The organism is Mucilaginibacter humi, from assembly GCF_013087555.1.
Map to the genome: position 1 here is coordinate 35,986 of NZ_JABFCR010000005.1, position 21,838 is coordinate 57,823.

Genomic DNA, 21,838 nt, shown 5'->3' on the forward strand with positions numbered 1-21,838 from the left:
AATATACAGGTTTAATAAATAACCGCTTCAAACTTATAGTTTTTGTTACTTTTACGGCAATGAGTACTATATATGGTAAGCTGAATTTTAAAGGAATTGCGGTCTCTCCCAAAAATCTTTCATTAGTACAAGATAAACTTAACCATTGGAATGCCGATGCTACAGGGGTGTGGAGCAACACTATTGTTGGTCTTGGTCATTTAATGCTTTACAACACGCCCGAATCGTTAAACGAAAAGCTGCCTTTTTTAAAACTGAAAGCGGGTTAGCTATTACTGCCGATGCCCGGATTGATAACCGTGATGAATTGTATCTGCTTTTAGGTTTAAACTCATCTGAAGAAAAACAATTGCCTGATAGCAGCTTAATACTATTGCTATATGAAAAATATAGTGAAGATTGTGTTAAACATATTATTGGCGATTTTGCCTTTGCTGTTTGGAATGATAAGACCCAACAACTTTTTGCGCCCGCGATCAAATAGGTATCAAGCCGTTTTTTTATTACCAGGACGATAATTATTTCGCCTTCGCATCTGAAATAAAGGGTTTACTTGCCTTGCCCGAAATCGACAAGTCTATAAATACCCAATTTTTATATAACCAAATGTTCCGCGCGTCTGAGCAAAGGGTGGATACAACTTTATATAAACACATACACCGGCTGGCACCTGCACATACGCTTACTTTAGATCTCGAAAGCAAAACACCTTTATTAAAACAGTATTGGCACCTTGACGCGGATACCGAAATTAAATTTGATACCCGGCAAGAGTATTATGACGCTTTATTGCACCATTTTGAAACTGCCGTTAAATGCCGGTTACGTACTGCCTATCCCATAGGTGTTGAACTGAGCGGAGGCATGGATTCATCGGGTATTACCGGTGTGGCGTCACATATTTTAAAAAAGAAGGCCGTAGTTTAATTACGATATCAAACACCATACCCCCGCACATTACCAATGAGGAGATGCTGCAAAAAAGCGAACGAACCTGGATAGATGCTGTAATTAATTTTAACCATATTGAGAAGGCCATTTACACCGTTTCATCCCCTCCTGAACATATTTTTTCAGATATTGATTTTATGCTGGATGTAAACTCGGGCCTTGACAACTGGGAGCAGCACTGGCAAATACCTATACGCGAAGCTGCAAAAAAGAAGGTATACGTACGCTGCTTTCCGGCTTCCCCGGCGATGAAATGGTTACCTACCGGGGTAAGTATTATTATTTAGACTACCCGGATAAAAAACAATACTTTAAATACCTGTTTGCCAAACGTAAATTTCCGGGCTTCCACAAGCTTGATCCTCTTGTCCCGCATAATATTCGGTATAAGTTACACCTGTTAAAAAACAAGCTTGGCTTATATAACAAACATATAAAAACAGCTTTAAAGATCTTTAACGTACCTGCCAAAGCTATTAAAGAAAAAGGTGATATAAGCTGGCTTCATCCCTTGGTTATTGATCAGTTTAAAAGCTACAGGCATTATCAAAAACAACGTTTTTTGCGTTATCATTTGCCTGCACGTATGGAAAGCGAAACCCGGTATGGCCTGTATTTTGGTTTTGAGCCGCGTTTCCCGATGGCGGATATACGATTGGTACAATACTATCTTTCAATGCCCAATTATTTAAAGTACGAAGGGACGTTGTACCGTACGGCTTACCGGAAAGCACTAAGCAAATACTTGCCACCGGAAGTTTTAGAACGCGATGATAAACAAGGCGGTATGGCACCTTATAAGGAGCCAATTACTGATGAGGCTGTAATAAAAGCAAAACAAGAGCGCTCAAAGGCGTTAGTTGACGAAATGATTAGAACACTTAAAGGCAACCCGTTTATTAAACCGGCAACTTTAAAAGAAAAAAGAATGAATTTAACTATCTTCAGGTGGTTAGAAAAGCACGCTAAGGGCGAAATATAAATCGTTAAAAATGAACGAATCTTTAAAAAATGATCTGGCAAAATTATTAGAAGCGCACCCCGAGCTTAAAAACAGGCAGCTTGTTTTTAGTGCTGATGATGTAGTGTTTGCCAAAGATGCCGAACAGTTTTTAAATAAAAAAGATGATGCTACGCTTTGCAGGCCACAGTTTGAACTCCCGGATGTTATCAAGGGCCATTCAACTAAAGTTGAGGTACGCCGATCGCCCGTACATGGGTATGGTGTTTTTGCTAAAGAAATTATTGAAGAAGGTGAATTTATTGAGGAATGTAAGTTGTTGAAAATGCAATGGAGAAGCGCATACCCAACAGACCCAACTATTAAAGATTATGCCTGGGGTAACCGTGGGTGTACCTGTGTTGAATGCCAAAGGCATGGCGCATTTCAATACCTTGCGCTGGGGTTGGGCTCAATATATAATCATGCTGATACGCCAAACACCAAACAAAATTTAAATTTTAAAACTGAAGTCTTTACCATAAAAGCTCGCCGCAGAATTGAGAAAGACGAAGAGATATTTGTTACCTATGGCGATAAATATTTTTAGTGCGCGATTTTTTGGAAAAATATCCAAAAAACTAACGCCTTAGAAAAAGTAGCTAAAGCTAAAAGACAGTTACAAGCAGCGAATAAAGAAACTCCTCTTAGTGATAATTAAGGAAGTTATTTATTCGCCAAATCAGGTATCGGATAATTATATTTTTCCATCACCTCGCGGTGGTTATCGACAATAGATTTTACCTGTTCTGGTGTTAACTCATTCATCCAACCACCTGCCTTGCCACTGCGGAAAAATGATTCGGTATTGCGGTTCTTTTCCATGAAACCTTTTTCTTTTTCCTGCTCCTTCAATTTTTCAAAGCGGCTCTCAAAAATCGCTTTTTCAATTTGTTCGCGTGTTTTATCAAGGCCCATAAAGGCTACGGCTTTACTAAAGGTGTTCAACTGGTCGTGCAGCATATCTTCATAGCGTAATACCATCACCGGGAAAGGAACTTCGGGTGCAGTCCAGCTTTCTGCATGGCCGCTCCAGCTAAGCATTAACTGGGCAAATTGGTTGTTGGTATTTACTTCGCCTATCGGGCGTTTTTGTTTAGCCAATGTGCCACGGGGTTTATTCATGGTGTGTATAGCCTCATCAATAGGGCCGGCGTTATGGTTGGCGAATGATCCTGCCACGTCCAGCGGGTTACGTATAAAATATAAAGCGCATAAGGTTGGTTCGGCAGGCACTATAGGTATGCCGGCATTATTTAAAGTGTAAGCATCATGTATTTTTACAAACAACCGCTCTTTGGTATATTCTGATACTACCTGCGTAAATACTTCGGGCAATAACTGCTTTACCTCTTCGTCATATAAATAACTTGAGTCCATATCGGTAGCATCATCAAAAATATGTCTTGATGAAAAAATACCATCTGTACGCATCTGGTTAATGTTCAGGTCGCCGTTGCCTAATAAAGCGGTAAGAAACGCCCTGAACCGGTATTGCCGCTTTTTGGATATGAAGCCAGCCAAACAATTTTTGATGGAGTATTTTCCCCGGTATTATCCATTAAGCTTCAGGGTTGATTCTACCAATTCAACAACTTCATTAACTGTATTTACATGCTGCGGCCTGCTAATACGCGAAACGGGTACGGTAGCAGTTAATTTACTAACTATAGAGAAGTGGAAATCTCGTTTTTCATCGCATTCATTTGCACATGCCGGTAGGTATTGCGCTGTAACGCGCTAAATGATTCTATAGTCGACATTTCTTTTATTATTGCTCGTTGCTCAAGGCTGCCCGAATCAAGCATAAATACACGTTTAATTGGCCGCGGCGCTATTTCATATTCGTCATGATAAAAACGGGCGTACTTAGCCAAATGTGGCCTGATGCGATCTTCTTCACCGGCCATCTGTACCCCTGTTTTATTAAAGCTGTCTATCCATAGCTTCATCATTGGGTATGATGGCACAGCCATAATTAGGTCAGGATTATTAACCGATGGTTTTAACACACATACATCGTCCGAAAAAACCTTGTACCCCTTTGCCTGCAAGGCAGTTACAGTAGTTGATTTACCTACACCTGATGGGCCACAAAACAACACAATCCCATCCTCATGGAATATTGCCGAAGCATGCAAAGGTATTAGGTTACGTTGGTGCAGTGCTGCTGCCATAGCATTGCTTAACAAAAACAAACGGACACTTTTTTCGTCAGCCGCCGGATTGGGATCAATCCGTATTTCATTGCCATTTGCTACGTAGTAGGACGCAACATTAATTACCTTTTGAAGATATTCGGTTGGGCTCATGGAAACCCTTACTTTATTTACTACATCGTCGCCATGCAATCTTTCAGGAACGGAACCAAGGGTGATAGTTAAATCCGGCTTGTCAAAATCAGCCGGCATAAATTCTGGAAACTCTATATCTGATAAAATGAGCAACCCAAAGCCCCAATATTGAAACATTTATAAAATAATTTAAGCCGAATGTAAATAATTTAAACGATTATAGACTTTGTAAGCCGCACAAAAAGCTAACGGTGTTGTATATTGGCTGCCGTAAAGAATATCGACCTATTGTTACATTTAGGGCCCGATATATTGCTATTGTACTGTGAAACAAAAAATTACCTCTTTTAGTAACGACCTTCTACGCGCCACTTTTTGTTGTGGAAAGTTGATAAAAAAATAACACTGCTTAATATGGCGCTGCAGGGTGTGCTGGCATTATTGCCTATTGTTTCGTTATATTTTATGAAGTTGTTACTGGAAGCCATTGGCGATCGTCATCGTGCTTTTGAAACAATTATTCCAATAATTATCGCTTTTGGCGGAATTCAGTTTTTATCGTCGCTTGCAGGCCAATATGCCGGTTATATAAATACCATTTACCGGGAAAAGCTAACCGATTTTTTATCTTCTGAGGTATTGACCAAGGCGGTTAATGTAAGTTATGAATATTATGAAAACCCCGCCTATCATGATACCCTGCACTGGCACAACAGCAATCAGTATCGCGGGTGAGTCAACTTTTTCAAATTTTAATGCAATTGTTGTAAATACAATCACACTGGTGGGGCTTATTGGCTTTTTTATAACCATGCATTCATTATTCGCACTATTTTTTATGCTGCTATCTATCCCGTTAGCAGTGGTAAAATGGTATTCGGGCGTTGCATTATTAAAGCTCGATCGGCAGTTTGTCCCGCTTGAGCGGGAAGCCGGTTATCTGCACCAAACCTTAACTGGCATCAGCGCAGCCAAAGAAGTGCGTGTATTTGGCTTTGGACACGCTTTTATTGAAAAATTCAGAAAAATACGCAAGCATATACATAAAGAAAAACGAAAGCTCAACTACCGGTTTACAGTTTATAGCCTTGGATCAGAAGCGTTTGAAATTATTGTTATGGCAATTGTTTTTGGCGTTTTGGCTAAACAAACGTGGGTGGAGGCAATTACAGTAGCCTCGTTTGTAATTTATATCCGGGGCTTCCAACGTTTGCAAAGCGCTTCAAAAAGTTTTTGCAAGCCGGGTGCAGCTTTTTCAGCAACGCCTTTTTTACAGAATATATTTGCCTTTTTTGATATTAAAACAGCCGGGCAGGAAACTTCCCTCAGCTATCCTTATACCGGCGCAGGGTTGGTTATAAACAAATTATCGTTTACCTATCCGCTGTCAACACGGGTAGCTTTAAATAAAGTATCATTAAAATGCGAACCGGGGAAAATTATTGCCATAGTTGGCGAAAATGGTTGCGGAAAATCAACCCCTGGTAAAATTGCTCGCCCGGCTTTATGACGTTCAGGATGGAACTATACATTTAAATGATGAGCCTCTTGACGCTATTAATTTACCCGAATTCAGGAAAAACTCTATTTTTTTATTTCAGGATTTTGAAAAGTATTTTTTTACGATAGAAGAAAATATAGCAATTGGCGAAGATGAATTTGACCCGACAGCGGTACAAAACGCTGCGGTATTATCGGGCGCCCACCCTTTTATTTCGACATTACGCAACGCTTACAAAACCCGTATGGGGCGAATGTTTACAGGTAGCGAGCAGTTAAGCGGCGGCCAATGGCAAAAGCTTGCCCTGGCAAGGATATTTTATAAAAAGGCACAGCTGGTGGTCTGGATGAGCCTACCAGCGCGCTCGACGCAAATGCCGAATTTGAGGTATATAAAAATGTGAAGGAACAGTTAAAGGATAAAATGGTTATTCTGATAACGCACCGCCTGTATAATTTAAAAATAGCCGATTATATTTATTTGATGCATGAAGGCAGTGTTATTGAAGAAGGCAGCCGGAAACGTTAATAACCCGAAACGGAGTTTTCAAAAAGATGTATGATGCTCAACAATTATAGTTATTTACGCTTTATTGTTCCATAAAACAACCGGAAAGGCCTTGTTATAATTAAACGCAGTAAATGTTTGGGCGCAGTGCCCTGCCGGTTAATATCTTCATAAGTAGGTAAAAGGGCGTAGCTTATAATCTTACAGATAAACTTTACTTTGTTCCAATTATTGTCCTGCAGTTGTAACGAGCGCTTAATAAACTTGGGCTCGTTAATGTATAATCGTGGAAGATGAAGCGGAAATGCCAGTGGTACAGGCAAGAAAGCCGTAACATCAGTAATTGCTCCGGGCTCATTGCCCATTTTTATACCAAGCAGGTTTTCTGTAAGTGCTAAGCCTATTTGTAACCGCTTGTTAAATCCATAGCGCTTGGCCGTTTCTTCTAAGAGCTGCTTATCTATTAAAACCTCTTCTTTATGTATCAGACAGGCAACATCAACCATGTATTTGAACTTTATGCTCATATCCTTTACGAAATGGTTTGATATCACGGCTATCAGATCATAAGTAGGTGATAGTTTATTTACTTTTAATCCACCCAGTGCATTAGGCTTTAAGTGCTGCAGAAAAAAATCATATGAAGGATAATCTCCTGAAAATTTTTCCATTAACCGCCAATGCATCTCCACACTAAAAGCGCCACGACCGCACGGGGTTCGGTAAACAATATCTTTAAAGTGCTGCTTATAATATTTTAGGTATGCCTTAGGTACAGTAGTTTTAGCCAAATAATTATTGCCGATAAAATAGCTTTCAATTTCATCAACATCATTTTGAGCTACTAAAAAATCAAGGTCAGTACTCTCTCTGAGGGCAATGTCGCCGTAATAGCTATATGCAAAAAAAAGGCCCTTTGTACGGTATTATTACAATGCCCTGTTTCTTAAGATCGCTCAGTATCTTAGAAGCGGCGATAGCCATTGTCAAGTTTTGCCGCCTTATTTTATCATAACTGCTTTGCAGCCTACCTTCAAACTGTTGGGTGGTAATAATAGCATGCTGTTTAATAATAAAGTAAATAAAAGACCGCAAGCCATGTGCGCGGGTAATTTTATATAAAAGGGGCCAGTTAATAGTAGTTTCGGTTATAAAATTTATAACCTCATTTGGTGTTACGGTATTAAAGTATAGCCTTGCTAATAAAACTAATGTTACCTGCTCGGCAGGGTAGGTTTTTTAAGTTGTTGGATGGTTAGCATTAATGCCGCAAGCATTTTGCTTGCCTGAAAATTTTAGTATTATTGAATGCTAAATGTATAAACAAAACAGGGAAGCCCCAAATAAATATATGAACGGTAACAGCACATTGGTAACCGTACTTATACCTACCCGCAACCGTCCGCGCCTTTTAGAACGAGCATTATTATCAGTTGTAAAAAATGCTGTTAAAAATATGGAGGTAATGGTGGTTGATAACAACCCCGACCCTGCGTTTAGCAATGGTGTTGAAAAAACCTTGCAAGATTTTGAAAGGTCGCATCCTGACATAGCCTGGCAATACCTGCATAGCGCAAAGCCTTTTGCATCAGGCGCGCGTAATGATGGACTTAAAATAGCTAAAGGACAATTTGTTTGTTTGCTTGATGATGATGACGAATTATTGAACAACAGCCTGGCAACACGTGTACAATACCTGTTAAATGATGCCGGGCTGGCACTGTTGTACTGCGCTAACGAAGCTAATATATATCCATACCCATTTAAAATGTACCGGTATTATAAATATGACAAAGTACGGCACAGCAAAGGGCTAATGATGATGTCATGTTCATCTATCATTATCAACAAAAAAATTTTTATTGATAACAATCTGTTTTTTGACGAACGCCTGCGCAGAATGGAAGACTATGACCTTTGCCGGCGCTTAATTGAATTGAATTTAAAAGTAAAATCAATACCTGATGCATTAGTACAAATAAATATGCACCCGGATACCCGGTTATCTTCTAATACATTGGGAAACACCGATTTTAAGCAAATTTTACTAAGCAAATGGGGTAATGAGACCATGGAGTACCTTGATAGCTATGGCGAAGGGCTGTTTATATGGCGCAAATGTTTTGGCATTGAAACTAACAGCTATGCCGACATTATTAAAATGTTGTCGGAATATATGGATCGGAAGCCTTCGTTTTTGTTTAAGCTAAAATATTTAATGGTGTCTGTAAGTCCCGCATTATTTTTATGGCTTTACCATTTTTTAATTATTATTTCTCAATTCTATAAAAACAAAATTGCAACAAACCTATAATCAAATTTCTGTCCGGGTCGGTTTTAGGCAACTGTATATTGGCATTTCTACGCAATCGATATAGTTGAGTATTTATACTCAAAATCTGTATTAAAACATTAATATCCTTTTTTATTAGCTGTTTTTATCGGTAGTATTCTTGTTACTGTTTTGTTACTCATCTTTTCTTTTTATTAGTTTTATATTATAAAAACTACCAAGTTTATAACCTGCATATTTTTTACTTTAAATAATTATGAAAAAATAAGGAGCCTTATTTTGGCCGGGATTGTCTTGCCGGCTCTAACTTACGGACAGGCCAAAATCCGCCTTACCAATTATGTAAACCCGCTGATAGGCACAACAGTTTTAACTGACCCCAAGTTGCTTGGCTATGATCCGCCATGGCGCACGTGGAACGGCCTTGACGGGCCTGCAGCTACTACACCATTTGGCATGGTACAAGCTGTTCCGGTTACTACTTATGGCAGTGGTAGCGGTTATGAGTACGAGGTTGGCACCATTAAAGCTTTCGCACAAACAAGCGGGACCGATTGGGGCCAGCTTAACATCCCCATTATGCCGTTAGAAGGTAAAAATTTCACCGCTGATGACTTTGCTTCAGCTTATAGCCATGCAAACGAAGCGGCACATCCGGGGTACTACCGGGTGCTGTTAAGCCGCTACAATATTAAGGCAGAGCTAACCGCCACCAAACGGTGCGCATACTATAAATACACCTACTTAGGCGGCCGGGATAAAAACTCGCATTTGATCTTGTACACTCAGGCGGTGGCAGCAGCACGGGAAATTAATAAGGCCGGCGATTATGCAGTTACGGGAAAACAGGGCAACCTGTATTTTTATGCCGTGATGAACCATAAGATCAAAAGTATTGATATCAGCAAACGTAACCCTAACCAGCCCGATATCCCGCGCAGCGGCCAGGGAGCAGGCGGCCAGCGGAAACTTACCGGGAACATTGATGTCCCGGTTATAAGTTTCGAACAATCCGTGAAACCGTTAGAAGTTAAAATTGCCCTTTCGAGCGTTAGTGCCGATGGTGCAAAAGCTAACTATACTACAGAAATAGCAAACAAAACCTTCAACCGGGTTTATAAGGAGGCCGATCAAAGCTGGGAAAATCTGTTGGGCAGGATAAAGGTTACCGGCGGGACAAAAAAACAAAAGGAGATGTTCTATTCATGCCTTTACAGGCAGTTTTGGTACCCAAGCCTTATAAGTGACGCTAATGGTAAAATAGCAATTGGTGGCGGCGGCAGACGGCGAGCCCAGGGGCGATGCGCCGGTTACCATGGCTGCGCCAAGGGATACAGTGCCCGGATTTGATGTTTACCGGGGCCCGGGTTTATGGGATGTTTTCCGCACGCAGCTTGTTATGTTGAATATGCTTCTGCCCGACGTCAGTAATAACGTTATCAAATCGATGATCCTTGCCGGCGAGCGTACAGGGTTCCTGTCTACTTCGTTTCATGGTGATTTCGCTTCATCATATATAGCCGGTGCGTATGCACGCGGCGTTAAGGGCTACGATGTCCAAAAAGCATATAGTTTGATGCTTAATAACGCCAATACACCTTCTGGTAATGGTGTAAGGACACCCGTGCCTCATAACGACGACTATCTTAAACTGGGATATGTGGCTGAAGTAAACATTCCGAACCCAACCACGGAAACTGTATCTACCGCCGGAACCACCAAAACGCTTGAATTTGCTTATTCGGATTATTCGGTAGCACAACTGGCTAAGGTGCTTGGCGATAAGGATACGTATAACGCCATGATGAACCGCAGCCAAAACTATAAGAAGGTATTTGATGCCCAAACCGGGTTTATGAGAGGCCGCCTTGCTGACGGAAAATGGGTCACACCGTTCAACCCTTCCTATCCCTACTACGAATTTATGTACCGCGAGGCAAACGCCGGCAGGCATCATTCTTTGTACCGCATGATACTAAAGGACTTATCGCTCTGTACAAAAGCCCTAAAGACTTCGAGCTTAAGTTAGATTCGCTTTTCACCATTCCATGGGGTGGTTATGCAAAGGATAACCTTTCATGTTTTTTGGGGCAGTTCTGTATGGGTAACCAGCCCGACTTTAATTACCCTTATCTTTATTACTTCGTAAACAAGCCTGAAAAATCGCAGGCTATCCTTACCAAACTCTTGTCAGAATATTACGGTATGGGTCCCGAAGGACTTGCATTGGCAGGAATGGATGACTATGGCTCGCTTACAGGATGGTATGTCTTTAATGCGATGGGCATCTACCCTTATTCACCTACAGATCCTGAATATATTGTATCGGTCCCTATTTTCGACAAAGTGGAAATGCAGCTTGGCGATGGCAAGACGTTTACCATCAACAAAAAAGGAAGCGGCAAAAACATTAGCAAATTGGCTATAGGTGGAAAACCGCTTAAAGGCTGGTTTGTTGATTATGATGATATGAAAAAGGTAAAGCGTTGGATATTTATACAAAGTAATGCTTACCGAAAAGTATAAAATAAGAAAGGGGCGATGTGATCGCTCCTTTTTTGTTATATATGGACAACTACCTCAATTATCGAATCTTTTTGCAGAAGATTTTCTTAAGATAGTTGACTTCATAAATTCAAGTCCTTCTATTGTGAGTGAATTATCACCCCAAAATGATAAAATGATCTGTACTTTTGAAAGGGTTTTAGAAATGATTGCCGACAATCTAAAGTTAAAAGACTTATCCCACAGCTCATTAAAGTAACTTTAACGATTATTATATATTAGGCCTTCTTTTAGCTAATAGCTTTTTATGCAAACCAAAATAACAGAATCAGCAAATGTTCTCATCATTGATGATGAACAGGGACTTGCGGCCTTAATTGCAAGGGTATTAGAACTGGAAGGCTTTCATCTTTTCAAAACTTATACAGCTAAGGAAGGTTTAAAAACTCTAATGCTGGAAGATATCCACGTTGTAATAAGCGATGTGAAATTACCGGACATCAATGGAGTTGAACTAGTCAAGCTCATTAAAGAAAAGAAACCTTATGTTGAGGTCATTAATTTAACCGCCCACGGAACTATAGCAGATGGCGTTCAGGCTATTAAAAACGGCGGATTTGACTATATCACCAAAGGAGATGATAATGACAAGATTATCCCGTTAGTTTATAAAGCAGCGGAAAAAGCTCAATTTCAATTACGTGTACTCAACACGGAAGCGCGTATAACAGGCAAATATAGCTTTGACCACATCCTCGGAAAATCAAAAGCGATACGCGAGGCGATAGCTGTTGCGAAAAAGGTAGCACCAACAGATACAACCGTTCTATTATTGGGCGAAACCGGCACCGGTAAAGAAGTTTTTGCCGAATCTATCCATTATGAAAGCAGCCGTAAATTGCAACCTTTTGTGGCTGTTAATTGCAGTAGTTTCCCCTCCGGGTTATTAGAGAGTGAACTATTTGGCTACAAAGCCGGATCATTTACCGGCGCCGTTAAAGACAAAAAGGTCTGTTTGAAGAAGCTAATAACGGAACCATATTTTTAGATGAGGTAGGCGAAATGAGCTTGGAACTACAAGCCAAACTACTACGCGTGTTAGAGAGCCGTACCTTTATAAAAATTGGAGATACTCAAACCACCAAAGTTAACATCCGCATACTGGCGGCTACCAACCGCGATCTGCAAAAGGAAGCCGAAGCAAACAGATTTCGTTTAGACTTATTTTACAGGCTGTCTGTTTTCACCATCAACCTTCCCTCGTTAAATGAACGTAAAGATGATATAGAACTTATAGCCAAACATTACCTTAAACAGTTTGCAGCTAAAATAAACACCCGCATTGAACGCATGAGTGATGAGTTTATCCACGTCCTCACACAGCATCATTGGAAAGGCAATGTGCGCGAGTTGAAGAATGTAATTGAACGCGTTGTAATATTAGCCGAAAAGGGGGTTATAGGTGTTGATTTATTGCCTATTGAATTTAGGACCACCCACATTGATGCAAATGCTATGGACCTTGAATCAATAGAAAAACAGCATATCTATAAAGTACTAAACCATACACATGGTAATAAAACCGAAGCCGCGAGGTTGTTAAACATTGGTTTAACTACACTTTACCGTAAACTGGAACATTATACCATCTCTTAAACAACCCTGCTCATTTGATAAAAAGACCCTTCCATTTTGGTAGGGTCTTTTTGTTTAATGCGTCTTTGTAAAAAATTAATACATTGATTATCAGATGATTGAAGTTTTATTTTAAAGCTGGTGCCAGTTTTGGTAATAGGCTAACAAATAAAAAACTATGATCACTTTAATTCTTTTCCTCGCCATCCTGGTATGCTGGTGGTTCATTTTTAAATCCATCAACTGGTTCGAAAAAATCTGAAAGCTATGTTCGCATTATTCATCATCTCTATTGCGGTTTTTATATACATGGTATATGTGCTGCTTAAACCCGAAAACTTTTAATTAACAAAACAATGAACACTGAATTACTTGGAATCATTGCATCCTTCGTCATCACGCTTTTAATAGCTATACCCCTGGGTAAGTATTTGGCAAAAATGTTTGCCGGCGAAAAGGTTTGGACTGATTTTTTAAAACCTCTTGAAAGAGGCATCTTTAAACTGTCTGGCATCAACCCGGATGCCCCCATGAACTGGAAACAGTTTTTGAAAGCCATGATGACCATTAACCTGTTTTGGTTGGTATATGGCTTTTTCGCTTTAATGTACCAGGATAAGTTGCCGCTTAATCCTGACGGTAACCCCGGCCAAACACCAGATCTCGCTTTCAATACCATTATCAGTTTCGTAGTAAACTGTAACCTGCAACATTATTCAGGCGAATCTGGCGCCACTTATCTCACACAGCATTTCATCTTTATGTTTTTACATTTTGCGAGTGCGGCTACAGGGATTGCTTCAGCCGTTGCTGTGTTTAAAGCGTTCAGAGATAAAACCACAACAGACCTTGGTAATTTCTGGAATTTCTTTGTAAAAGCTATTACCCGTTTATTGTTGCCGCTATCTGTAATCGTGGCTATCGTTTTAGCTTTTAATGGCACGCCAAGCAGTTATGCAGGTAAGGATAAATTTATTTCGCTGCAAGGCGATACGGTTAACCTGTCCCGCGGGCCTGCAGCACAAATGATCGCCATTAAACATTTAGGCACAAACGGCGGCGGTTGGTTCGGTGCAAACTCTGCACATCCGTTAGAGAACCCGAACTACCTTACAAATATGACCGAGATCGTCTCTCAGTTTATTATCCCCGTAGCTATGATCTTAGCTTTCGGCTTTTACATTCGCCGCAAAAAATTAGGCTGGGTTATGTTTGGGGTGATGATGGTTGGCGTATTTATGCTAATGTTACCAACTATAAGCAGCGAATTGGGTGGTAACCCGTTGATCGCCAAAATGGGCGTAACCCAACACAGCGGCGCAATGGAAGGTAAAGAGGTAAGATTTGGCCCCGCAGCGACAGCTTACTGGAGTACTTTAACCACTGTAACGTCGACAGGTTCTGTAAACGGAATGCACGATAGTACCATGGCATTAACCGGCCTATGGCAATTGTTGGCCATGATGATAAACGGCTTCTTTGGAGGCTGTGGTGTTGGCTTGTTAAATTACTTTATCTACCTGATTATCGCAGTCTTTATTTCTGGTCTTATGGTAGGCCGTACGCCCGAATTTTTGGGGCATAAGGTTGAGGCCCGTGAAGTAAAAATAGCAGCCCTCATCACACTATTAAGTCCTTTGCTGATCATGGCAGGTACGGCATTAGCCAGTTATGTATTTGTAGCTCATCCGGCAGTTGATTGGGCCGTAAAACCGTCGGCGTGGCTGAATAACCCGGGCTATCATGGCTTTTCTGAAATGCTGTACGAATACACTTCGGCAAACGCAAATAACGGTTCAGGGTTTGAGGGTTTGGGCGATAATAATATCTGGTGGAACGTTTCAACCGGGTTTGTACTGATCTGGGTCGTTTCCTGCCAATAATTGGCCCGATAGCAATAGCAGGTTTATTGGCTCAAAAGAAATTTATACCTGAATCTGCAGGTACTTTAAAGGTTGATACAGTAACTTTTGGCTTAATGACGTTTGCTGTCATCTTAGTTTTAAACGCGTTGTCATACTTCCCCGCGCTGGCTTTAGGGCCTATCGCCGAATATTTTTCAATGCTTAAATAATCGCTCAAAAAAATGAAAACTCAATCTAATAAATTATTTGAACCTGCATTAGTACAAACCGCGCTGGCACAGTCGTTCGTAAAACTAAACCCAAAGATCATGATGCGTAACCCGGTGATGTTCACCGTGGAGATAGGCACTGCTATCATGCTTTACATGAGCGTATATAGCTTTAGCCATCACGGGCAGGGTTCGTTCATTTACAATGTCATCATTTTTATTATTTTACTGCTTACCGTATTATTTGCAAATTTTGCAGAAGCCATAGCAGAAGCACGCGGTAAGGCCCGGGCTGACAGCTTGCGTAAAACTCGTGAAGACACACCCGCTAAAGTTGTGTTAGCTAAAGGAGAGATAGTTACCCGTTCATCAAACCAATTACTAAAAGGTGATGTGTTTATTTGTGAAGCCGGTGATACCATACCTACCGATGGCGAAATAATTGAAGGCCTGGCAACTATAGACGAATCGGCCATTACCGGCGAATCGGCTCCGGTTATCCGCGAAGCCGGCGGCGACAAATCTTCAGTAACAGGTGGCACAAAGGTTTTGTCTGACCAGATCAAGGTACAGGTTACCACCCAGCCCGGCGAAAGCTTCCCGGATAAAATGATCGCATTGGTAGAAGGTGCGTCGCGCCAAAAGACACCAAATGAGATAGCTCTAACTATCTTGTTAGCAAGCTTTACGTTGATATTTGTTATTGTGTGCGTTACGCTTAAACCATTTGCAGATTATGCAAATACGCCTATAACCATAGCCGCGCTCATATCTTTATTCGTTTGCCTGATACCCACAACTATCGGCGGCTTATTATCGGCTATCGGTATTGCGGGAATGGACAGGGCATTACGCGCAAACGTAATAACCAAATCGGGTAAAGCTGTTGAGACAGCAGGCGATATTGATGTTTTATTATTGGATAAAACCGGTACAATAACAATAGGCAACCGTAAAGCTACCCATTTTTGGGCCGCCGAAGGTGTAAACGAAGCCGATATGATTAAAGCATCGGCCCTATCATCATTAGCCGACGAAACCCCGGAAGGTAAATCAATTATAGAATTGGCCGACCTCTCATTACAAGTCCCTCAAGGCGCGGTATTCATCAAATTCTCCGCCGAAACAAGATCAAGCGGTATTGACACGCCGGACGGCAAATCTATTCGTAAGGGTGCATTTGATTCTATCCGCACAATGGCACATAAAGCAAATAAGGAAGTGCCTGCAAATGTGGAAGAGCGGGTTAAAGCATTGCCTCGAATGGTGGTACGCCTTTAGTTGTAGCGCAAAATAATGACATTTTGGGTGTAATAGAACTACAGGATATTATTAAACCCGGTATTGCCGAACGTTTTGAGCGCTTACGTAAAATGGGCATAAAAACAGTGATGGTAACCGGCGATAACCCGCTTACTGCCAAATTTATTGCGGATAAGGCTGGAGTTGATGATTTTATTGCTGAAGCAAAGCCCGAAGACAAGATGCGCTACATCCGCGAAGAGCAGGCAAACGGCAAACTGGTTGCTATGATGGGTGACGGCACCAATGACGCCCCGGCACTTGCACAGGCGGATGTGGGTGTAGCAATGAACAGTGGTACCCAGGCAGCAAAAGAAGCCGGCAACATGGTAGACCTTGACAATGACCCAACTAAGTTAATAGAGATTGTTGAGATAGGCAAACAATTGCTAATTACAAGAGGAACGCTAACCACTTTTTCCATAGCTAATGACGTGGCTAAGTACTTTGCCATTGTTCCGGCTTTGTTTATGGCATCTATACCCGCCCCGGCAAGCATTAACATTATGGGGTTACATAGCCCCGAAAGTGCTATCCTTTCCGCAGTGATATTTAATGCTATCATTATCCCAATGCTGATACCGTTGGCGTTAAAAGGTGTTGAATACAAGCCCATTGGTGCAAGCGCATTGCTTCGCCGCAACTTATTGATCTATGGTGCCGGCGGTATAATAGCGCCTTTTATCGGGATCAAATTAATTGATATGGTTATTTCTATAATGTTATAAAACTATGAAAACATACATCATACAAGCCATAAGGCTTACCGTAGTGCTTACCGTACTATTATGTGTTATTTATCCTATATTTATTGCCTTTGCAGGCAAATTATCTAAAGGCGTCGGTAACGGCGAAACAATTATAGTAAACGGCAAAATTGTCGGTTATGCGGCAGTTGGTCAAAGCTTTACCAAACCACAATACTTTTGGGGCAGGCCATCGGCAGTTGGCTACAATGCTGCAGGTTCTGCCGGTTCTAATAAGGGCCCCAGTAATCCTGGTTATTTAAAAGACGTAGCCAACCGCATTGATACCCTTTTAAAATACCACCCATATTTAAAACGCAGCGATATTCCTTCTGAAATGGTCACTGCATCAGGCAGCGGTCTTGATCCTGACGTATCGCCTGAAGCTGCAACCATTCAAATTAAGCGCGTAGCTGCTTACCGAAAGTTAAATGAGAACAAGGTAGTCGAGTTGGTTAAAAAACACACAGAAGGCCCGTTAATGGGTTTATTCGGTCCATCAAAAGTTAATGTACTTAAATTAAATGTTGCACTTGATCAATTGAAATAAAATGAAGATAAAGCATACGCGACATACTAATTGTTGTTGATTAGTTAGTTAAATGTGAGTATGCAAAAGGGGGTGTTTTTTACATCCCCTTTTATAGGTTTACAGGTTAATTATGGAAGAAAATAGAGAGCAGTCTGTAGCGCATTTTTTAGAACTGATAAAAAGCTCCGGGCGTGGTAAGTTCAAAATTTATATCGGTATGAGTGCTGGTGTAGGCAAAAGCTACCGTATGTTACAGGAAGCGCATTCATTACTACGCAATGGCATCGATATACAGATTGGTTATATAGAAACCCATAACCGATTAGAGACCCACGCCTTATTAGCAGGCTTACCTTTAATTCAACGCCGTAAAATATTTTACAAGGGTAAGGAGCTAGAAGAAATGGACCTTAAGGCCATACTTAACCGTCATCCGGAAGTTGTGATAGTGGATGAACTGGCACATAGCAATATTGAAGGCAGCAAGAACACCAAGCGCTGGCAGGATGTGGTTGACATATTAGAGGCTGGCATCAACGTAATATCCGCCGTAAATATCCAGCACCTTGAAAGCCTTAATGAGGAGATAGAAAAGATCACTGGTATACCGATAAACGAGCGCATACCTGATAAGGTATTGGAAATGGCAGATGAGATTGTGAATATCGATCTAACCGCCGACGAATTAATAGATCGCCTTAAAGATGGCAAGATCTACGATAAATCAAAAGTCGAACGGGCCTTACAAAACTTCTTTCGCAGCGAAAAGATATTGCAGCTAAGAGAGATAGCGTTAAAGGAAGTAGCACACCACTTAGAGCGAAAAATTGATATAGAAGTACCTAAACAGATTAAATTGCGGCAAGAACGGTTCTGGCCTGTATATCATCCAATGCAGAAACATCCAAGGTTGTAATCCGTAAAACTGCACGTTTGGCATCCTATTATCGGTCGCCATGGATAGTGCTTTACGTTCAAAGCAGCAGCGAAAGTCTTGACAAGATAAAGTTGGACAAACAGCGCTATTTAATTAATAATTTTAAGTTGGCTACCGAATTGGGTGCTGAAGTTATGAAAGTAAAAAGCGACCAAATAACCCAAACTATTATGCAGGTAGCCAAAGACCGCGAGATAACAACTATCTGTATTGGCAAACCCCATTTAAGCCTGTTCCAGGTAATAATAAGAACACCCATATTTAACGGACTGCTTAAAAATATAGCATCCACAGAAATTGACTTAGTTATACTATCATGAAAGTAAAAAATAAATTGCGTTTAGGGTTCGGCTTCTTATTTGTCGTGGTACTCTTTTTTGGCTGTGTTTCCTTGTTTTACATTAACGAGATCTCTGACAGCGCCAAGGTGATTTTAAAGGATAACTATAAGACTTTGAACTTCACTAAAGAAATGCGAACCATTCTTGATGAGCATGACCTGCCGCTTAGTCCGGAAGCATCGGCAGATTTTAATAGACAACTTATCAAGGAAGAACATAATGTAACCGAGCCGGGCGAATTGGCAGCGGTAAAGAACTTGCGCAAAGCCTTTAACGAATTGCAATATGTTACTGCGCCACGTGAGCGACTTAAATTAGCAGAGAGAGAAGCACGCAAACATCTGCGAACAATTGACAACGTAAACCTGCGTGCCATAGTTCTTAAAAACGACAAGGCCCATCAATCGGTTGAAGATGCAAGTGTTTTCCGGGCATAGCGGGCGCTATTACCTTCCTTATTTTATTTAGCTTCAGCGTAAATTTTCCAGGCATAATTTCTAACCCTTTAAATTCTTTGCTTGATGGTATCAGGGAGATTGCTAAAAAGAATTATAAACAACGTATCCATTTTGATCAAAACGACGAGTTTGCAGAAGTGGCAAACGCTTTTAATGACATGGCCTGGCGATTGGATGAGTGGGAAAACAGCAACCTTTCAAAGATAATGTCCGAAAAACGGCGGATAGAGACAATTATAGAACAAATGCAGGATGCTATTATCGGTATAAACGAAAAGGAGGAAATATTATTTATAAATACAGCAGCCAAAACCATTTTAGGTTTAAAGGATGAGAGTACAGAGGGAAAAACCATAACAGCAATTGCCGGGAGCAACGACTTGTTCAGATCAATTGTTGAAGGTGGAAATAGTAATAAACCTTTTAAAATTTATGCGGATGGAAAGGATTCGCACTTTCAGTTGGAAACCCGTGAAATTTCTGTCCCTAATTTATCACCGGACGACACCGCACCTATAGTGAAAGCCTTAAAGTCGGCAGGTAAAGTTTATGTATTACGTAATATTACCGAGTTTAAAGAGCGCGACGAGGCCAAAAGCAATTTCATAGCAACTATATCGCATGAACTTAAAACGCCGATATCAGCCATAAAAATGAGCGCTAAACTACTGGGCGATGATAGGATAGGCGGCCTTAACGACGAGCAAAGTCAATTGGTTAAACATATTGCCGGTGATGCTGAGCGTTTACTAAAAATAACTTACGAATTACTTGACCTTTCTCAAGTTGAAACCGGTAATATTCAATTAAACTTTGTCGGAACCCGACCTGAACAAATCTTGGAATATGCTGTTAAAGCGGTAAAGTTTGAAGCAGATCAAAAAGAGATTATCATTGATCAGATTATTGAAGACAACACCCCGGATGTTTATGCAGATGTAGAAAAGACCGCCCGGGTGATGGTGAACTTTCTATCTAACGCCTTACGTTACAGCCATGCCAAATCAAAGATCATCGTCAATGTAACGAAAAAACAAAACATGGTAGAATTTTCTGTGAAAGACTTTGGCAAAGGAATAGATGCACAATATCAGGAACGGTTGTTTGATCGATATTTCCGGTACCAACCGATGGTCAAAACAAATCGGGATCAGGATTAGGTTTAGCGATATCAAAAGAATTTATAATAGCACAGGGTGGTGATATTAGTGTAGAAAGTGAAGTTGGTGTCGGTAGTCGGTTTAGTTTTACATTGCCTGTGGCTACCGCTTAATTTAGATTAAACAGGATGATACTGCTTATTTAAAAATTGGATTGTTGTTGGCAAAAAACAATAAACTCCATAAGTCATTAACTTACAGAGTTTATTTGTTTTTAAACGTGGTCCCGACGAGAATCGAACTCATATCTAGAGTTTAGGAAACTCCTATTCTATCCGTTGAACTACGGGACCATTTGATTTGCAAATATGCAGATGTGCAAATGTGCAAATTATAGATGATTATCTAAAGCGCAAATTTAAATCCATTTGCACATCCACTACCGTACACCCGAGCCGTTAGGCATCCAGTTTACAGGTGATACAAAATTGAGTTTACCCTCGGCATTCTCAGCCATTAAAATCATGCCTTGTGATAGTATGCCTTTTATTTCGCGGGGCTCTAAATTTACCAATATGCTTACCTGCTGGCCAATTATACCTTCGGGCTCAAAATGTTCGGCAATGCCCGATACTACTGTACGCTGGTCTATGCCGGTATCAATGGTCAGTTTCATCAGCTTTTTGGTTTTGGCAACCTTTTCGGCGGTAAGTATGGTACCTATGCGGATATCCATAGCGGCAAACTGGTCGAAAACTATATTTTCCTTGGCCGGGGCAACCGGCATTGCTTCGACTACAGCAGGCCCTTCAATAGCGGCTTTTTTGTTGATCAGCTTTTGTACCTGGCGGGCTATCAGGTCGTCCTCTATTTTTTCAAACAGTAATGACGGTGCATTTAACTGGTGCCCGGTAGCCGAGGACAAAATCTTCATCAAAAAATAATTGGTCCTTAGGCAGGTTCAGCATCGCGAAGATCTTTTTGGCGGTGCCCGGTAAAAATGGCTGCAGGCATGTAGCCAAATGGCCTATCAATATCAGGCAATTATGCAACGCGTCTTTAGCACCTTCAGGATCGGTTTTAATTGTTTTCCACGGCTCTTTCTCGGTAAGGTAACGGTTACCCGGGCGTGCAATTTCCATCATAGTTTGCTGGGCCTGCCTAAATTTGTAGCCTTCAAAATTTGCCTGTAGCTCATCGTAAAAACCGCCTATCTCCTTGCTCAGGTTATCGTCGGTAAAGTTTATGGTAGCTGTCGCGGCTTCAACCTTTCCATCATAAAACTTGTGCATTAATATCATAACGCGGTTTACAAAGTTACCCAGTATGGCCACCAGCTCGTTATTTACACGTGCCTGGTAGTCTTTCCAGTAAACTCGCTGTCGCTGGTTTCAGGGGCGATAGCGGTGAGGTAATAGCGCAGTTCGTCAATCTTGCCTGGCAGGTCCTCCGGTATTCGTGCATCTCTACGCTCCAGCCACGGCTGGTACTCATTTTGTCACCTTCAAGGTTTATAGTTATCCTTTAAAAATCACCTTGGCGCTGTCAGAGATCCGTTAATGTAAAACAAGGAAACACAGCCAAAAAAGAGTACCAATGACAAATAAGAAGCCGAACCCTAAACGCAATTTATTTTTTACTTTCATGATAGTATAACTAAGT

22 protein-coding genes, 1 tRNA gene and 7 pseudogenes are annotated in these 21,838 nt (G+C 41.0%); 23 read left to right on the top strand and 7 right to left on the bottom strand.

Annotated elements, in window-relative coordinates:
* Positions 1-59: 59 nt before the first annotated feature.
* The 6 genes and pseudogenes from HK413_RS01815 (at position 60) to HK413_RS01840 (ending at position 2,501) form a co-directional block, all read left to right on the top strand.
* The gene (locus HK413_RS01815) at positions 60-269 is read left to right on the top strand and encodes a hypothetical protein (RefSeq protein WP_175268909.1); all 210 of its coding nucleotides are present in this window, start codon (positions 60-62) and stop codon (positions 267-269) included.
* A pseudogene (locus HK413_RS20495) lies at positions 170-498 on the top strand (hypothetical protein); the annotation flags it as partial. The gene HK413_RS01815 and the pseudogene HK413_RS20495, both read left to right, overlap by 100 nt.
* 108 nt (positions 499-606) lie before the next feature.
* Entirely contained in the window at positions 607-927 is a 321-nt protein-coding gene (locus tag HK413_RS01830) for an asparagine synthase-related protein (protein ID WP_175268929.1), read from the top strand.
* Positions 928-971: 44 nt separating this feature from the next.
* Positions 972-1,238 (top strand): hypothetical protein, encoded by a 267-nt coding sequence (locus tag HK413_RS16040; RefSeq protein ID WP_246229517.1) that lies wholly within the window; start codon positions 972-974, stop codon positions 1,236-1,238.
* Positions 1,205-1,933: an asparagine synthase-related protein gene (locus HK413_RS01835; RefSeq protein WP_246229518.1), complete on the top strand. Its 729-nt coding sequence runs from the start codon at positions 1,205-1,207 to the stop codon at positions 1,931-1,933. The genes HK413_RS16040 and HK413_RS01835 overlap by 34 nt, the downstream gene beginning before the upstream one ends.
* Before the next feature lie 10 nt (positions 1,934-1,943).
* Positions 1,944-2,501, top strand: coding sequence for an SET domain-containing protein-lysine N-methyltransferase (locus HK413_RS01840; RefSeq protein ID WP_175268930.1), 558 nt, complete (start codon positions 1,944-1,946; stop codon positions 2,499-2,501).
* Between the two features lie 116 nt (positions 2,502-2,617).
* Here the strand turns inward: HK413_RS01840 and HK413_RS01845 are convergent, their stop codons facing one another.
* Both HK413_RS01845 and HK413_RS01850 read right to left on the bottom strand, forming a co-directional pair.
* Positions 2,618-3,475, bottom strand: a complete 858-nt coding sequence (locus HK413_RS01845) for a sulfotransferase domain-containing protein (protein WP_175268931.1) — start codon at positions 3,473-3,475, stop codon at positions 2,618-2,620.
* A 143-nt stretch (positions 3,476-3,618) separates the two neighbouring features.
* Positions 3,619-4,362, bottom strand: coding sequence for a serine kinase (locus HK413_RS01850; protein WP_246229519.1), 744 nt, complete (start codon positions 4,360-4,362; stop codon positions 3,619-3,621).
* A 258-nt stretch (positions 4,363-4,620) separates the two neighbouring features.
* On the opposite strand from HK413_RS01850, the gene HK413_RS16045 reads away from it, so the two are divergent.
* The 4 genes from HK413_RS16045 to HK413_RS18975 all read left to right on the top strand — a co-directional run bounded on the left by HK413_RS16045 (position 4,621) and on the right by HK413_RS18975 (position 6,274).
* A complete protein-coding gene (locus HK413_RS16045) occupies positions 4,621-4,980 on the top strand; it encodes a hypothetical protein (protein ID WP_246229520.1) in 360 nt (119 codons plus the stop codon).
* Positions 4,981-5,056: 76 nt separating this feature from the next.
* Entirely contained in the window at positions 5,057-5,755 is a 699-nt protein-coding gene (locus HK413_RS18965; protein WP_262886730.1) for an ATP-binding cassette domain-containing protein, read from the top strand.
* Positions 5,736-6,149 (top strand): ATP-binding cassette domain-containing protein, encoded by a 414-nt coding sequence (locus HK413_RS18970; protein ID WP_262886731.1) that lies wholly within the window; start codon positions 5,736-5,738, stop codon positions 6,147-6,149. The genes HK413_RS18965 and HK413_RS18970 overlap by 20 nt, the downstream gene beginning before the upstream one ends.
* Positions 6,146-6,274: a hypothetical protein gene (locus HK413_RS18975; RefSeq protein WP_262886732.1), complete on the top strand. Its 129-nt coding sequence runs from the start codon at positions 6,146-6,148 to the stop codon at positions 6,272-6,274. The genes HK413_RS18970 and HK413_RS18975 overlap by 4 nt, the downstream gene beginning before the upstream one ends.
* 50 nt (positions 6,275-6,324) lie before the next feature.
* Here the strand turns inward: HK413_RS18975 and HK413_RS01860 are convergent.
* Both HK413_RS01860 and HK413_RS21815 read right to left on the bottom strand, forming a co-directional pair.
* Positions 6,325-7,149: pseudogene (locus tag HK413_RS01860) on the bottom strand (nucleotidyltransferase family protein); the annotation flags it as partial.
* Positions 7,148-7,414, bottom strand: a complete 267-nt coding sequence (locus tag HK413_RS21815; RefSeq protein ID WP_175268937.1) for a nucleotidyltransferase family protein — start codon at positions 7,412-7,414, stop codon at positions 7,148-7,150. The gene HK413_RS21815 and the pseudogene HK413_RS01860, both read right to left, overlap by 2 nt.
* A gap of 190 nt (positions 7,415-7,604) precedes the next feature.
* On the opposite strand from HK413_RS21815, the gene HK413_RS01870 reads away from it, so the two are divergent.
* The 13 genes and pseudogenes from HK413_RS01870 to HK413_RS18990 all read left to right on the top strand — a co-directional run bounded on the left by HK413_RS01870 (position 7,605) and on the right by HK413_RS18990 (position 20,349).
* Positions 7,605-8,567, top strand: coding sequence for a glycosyltransferase family 2 protein (locus tag HK413_RS01870; protein ID WP_175268932.1), 963 nt, complete (start codon positions 7,605-7,607; stop codon positions 8,565-8,567).
* 273 nt (positions 8,568-8,840) lie between these two features.
* The gene (locus HK413_RS18980) at positions 8,841-9,896 is read left to right on the top strand and encodes a glycoside hydrolase domain-containing protein (protein WP_217451947.1); all 1,056 of its coding nucleotides are present in this window, start codon (positions 8,841-8,843) and stop codon (positions 9,894-9,896) included.
* A 58-nt stretch (positions 9,897-9,954) separates the two neighbouring features.
* Positions 9,955-11,072: pseudogene (locus tag HK413_RS18985) on the top strand (glycoside hydrolase domain-containing protein).
* A 286-nt stretch (positions 11,073-11,358) separates the two neighbouring features.
* Positions 11,359-12,500: pseudogene (locus tag HK413_RS01880) on the top strand (sigma-54-dependent transcriptional regulator); the annotation flags it as partial.
* Positions 12,501-12,566: 66 nt separating this feature from the next.
* Positions 12,567-12,707 (top strand): helix-turn-helix domain-containing protein, encoded by a 141-nt coding sequence (locus HK413_RS20500; RefSeq protein ID WP_317169196.1) that lies wholly within the window; start codon positions 12,567-12,569, stop codon positions 12,705-12,707.
* A 246-nt stretch (positions 12,708-12,953) separates the two neighbouring features.
* Positions 12,954-13,031, top strand: a complete 78-nt coding sequence (locus HK413_RS21820) for a potassium-transporting ATPase subunit F (RefSeq protein WP_175268938.1) — start codon at positions 12,954-12,956, stop codon at positions 13,029-13,031.
* 11 nt (positions 13,032-13,042) lie between these two features.
* A pseudogene (gene kdpA, locus HK413_RS01890) lies at positions 13,043-14,760 on the top strand (potassium-transporting ATPase subunit KdpA).
* A 12-nt stretch (positions 14,761-14,772) separates the two neighbouring features.
* Positions 14,773-16,790, top strand: a pseudogene (kdpB, locus tag HK413_RS01895) (potassium-transporting ATPase subunit KdpB).
* Between the two features lie 4 nt (positions 16,791-16,794).
* Positions 16,795-17,358: a K(+)-transporting ATPase subunit C gene (locus HK413_RS01900; RefSeq protein ID WP_175268933.1), complete on the top strand. Its 564-nt coding sequence runs from the start codon at positions 16,795-16,797 to the stop codon at positions 17,356-17,358.
* A 112-nt stretch (positions 17,359-17,470) separates the two neighbouring features.
* A pseudogene (locus tag HK413_RS01905) lies at positions 17,471-18,597 on the top strand (sensor protein KdpD).
* A 71-nt stretch (positions 18,598-18,668) separates the two neighbouring features.
* Positions 18,669-19,055 carry a hypothetical protein gene (locus HK413_RS16060; protein ID WP_246229521.1) on the top strand — a complete coding sequence of 129 codons (387 nt, stop codon included), beginning with the start codon at positions 18,669-18,671 and terminating at the stop codon, positions 19,053-19,055.
* Between the two features lie 77 nt (positions 19,056-19,132).
* The gene (locus HK413_RS01910) at positions 19,133-20,236 is read left to right on the top strand and encodes a HAMP domain-containing sensor histidine kinase (protein WP_262886733.1); all 1,104 of its coding nucleotides are present in this window, start codon (positions 19,133-19,135) and stop codon (positions 20,234-20,236) included.
* 26 nt (positions 20,237-20,262) lie between these two features.
* Positions 20,263-20,349, top strand: coding sequence for a hypothetical protein (locus HK413_RS18990; protein WP_317169197.1), 87 nt, complete (start codon positions 20,263-20,265; stop codon positions 20,347-20,349).
* Positions 20,350-20,457: 108 nt separating this feature from the next.
* Here HK413_RS18990 and HK413_RS01915 read toward each other — a convergent pair.
* The 3 genes from HK413_RS01915 to HK413_RS16070 all read right to left on the bottom strand — a co-directional run bounded on the left by HK413_RS01915 (position 20,458) and on the right by HK413_RS16070 (position 21,510).
* Positions 20,458-20,529: transfer RNA gene (locus tag HK413_RS01915), tRNA-Arg, on the bottom strand.
* 86 nt (positions 20,530-20,615) lie between these two features.
* Positions 20,616-21,110 carry a methionine--tRNA ligase gene (locus tag HK413_RS16065; RefSeq protein WP_246229522.1) on the bottom strand — a complete coding sequence of 165 codons (495 nt, stop codon included), beginning with the start codon at positions 21,108-21,110 and terminating at the stop codon, positions 20,616-20,618.
* Entirely contained in the window at positions 21,052-21,510 is a 459-nt protein-coding gene (locus HK413_RS16070; protein WP_317169194.1) for a methionine--tRNA ligase, read from the bottom strand. Before HK413_RS16070 ends, HK413_RS16065 begins: the two co-directional genes overlap by 59 nt.
* Positions 21,511-21,838: the final 328 nt, after the last annotated feature.

What these genes read in the sequence shown, in the direction of transcription:
- HK413_RS01815 (WP_175268909.1), top strand. Translation starts at nt 60, where the DNA reads ATGAGTACTATATATGGTAAGCTGAATTTTAAAGGAATTGCGGTCTCT.
- HK413_RS01835 (WP_246229518.1), top strand. Translation starts at nt 1,205, where the DNA reads ATGGTTACCTACCGGGGTAAGTATTATTATTTAGACTACCCGGATAAA.
- HK413_RS01840 (WP_175268930.1), top strand. Translation starts at nt 1,944, where the DNA reads ATGAACGAATCTTTAAAAAATGATCTGGCAAAATTATTAGAAGCGCAC.
- HK413_RS20500 (WP_317169196.1), top strand. Translation starts at nt 12,567, where the DNA reads ATGGACCTTGAATCAATAGAAAAACAGCATATCTATAAAGTACTAAAC.
- HK413_RS01900 (WP_175268933.1), top strand. Translation starts at nt 16,795, where the DNA reads ATGAAAACATACATCATACAAGCCATAAGGCTTACCGTAGTGCTTACC.
- HK413_RS01830 (WP_175268929.1), top strand. Translation starts at nt 607, where the DNA reads ATGTTCCGCGCGTCTGAGCAAAGGGTGGATACAACTTTATATAAACAC.
- HK413_RS18965 (WP_262886730.1), top strand. Translation starts at nt 5,057, where the DNA reads ATGCATTCATTATTCGCACTATTTTTTATGCTGCTATCTATCCCGTTA.
- HK413_RS01870 (WP_175268932.1), top strand. Translation starts at nt 7,605, where the DNA reads ATGAACGGTAACAGCACATTGGTAACCGTACTTATACCTACCCGCAAC.
- HK413_RS01850 (WP_246229519.1), bottom strand. Translation starts at nt 4,362, where the DNA reads ATGCCGGCTGATTTTGACAAGCCGGATTTAACTATCACCCTTGGTTCC.
- HK413_RS16065 (WP_246229522.1), bottom strand. Translation starts at nt 21,110, where the DNA reads ATGAAGATTTTGTCCTCGGCTACCGGGCACCAGTTAAATGCACCGTCA.
- HK413_RS21820 (WP_175268938.1), top strand. Translation starts at nt 12,954, where the DNA reads ATGTTCGCATTATTCATCATCTCTATTGCGGTTTTTATATACATGGTA.
- HK413_RS16040 (WP_246229517.1), top strand. Translation starts at nt 972, where the DNA reads ATGCTGCAAAAAAGCGAACGAACCTGGATAGATGCTGTAATTAATTTT.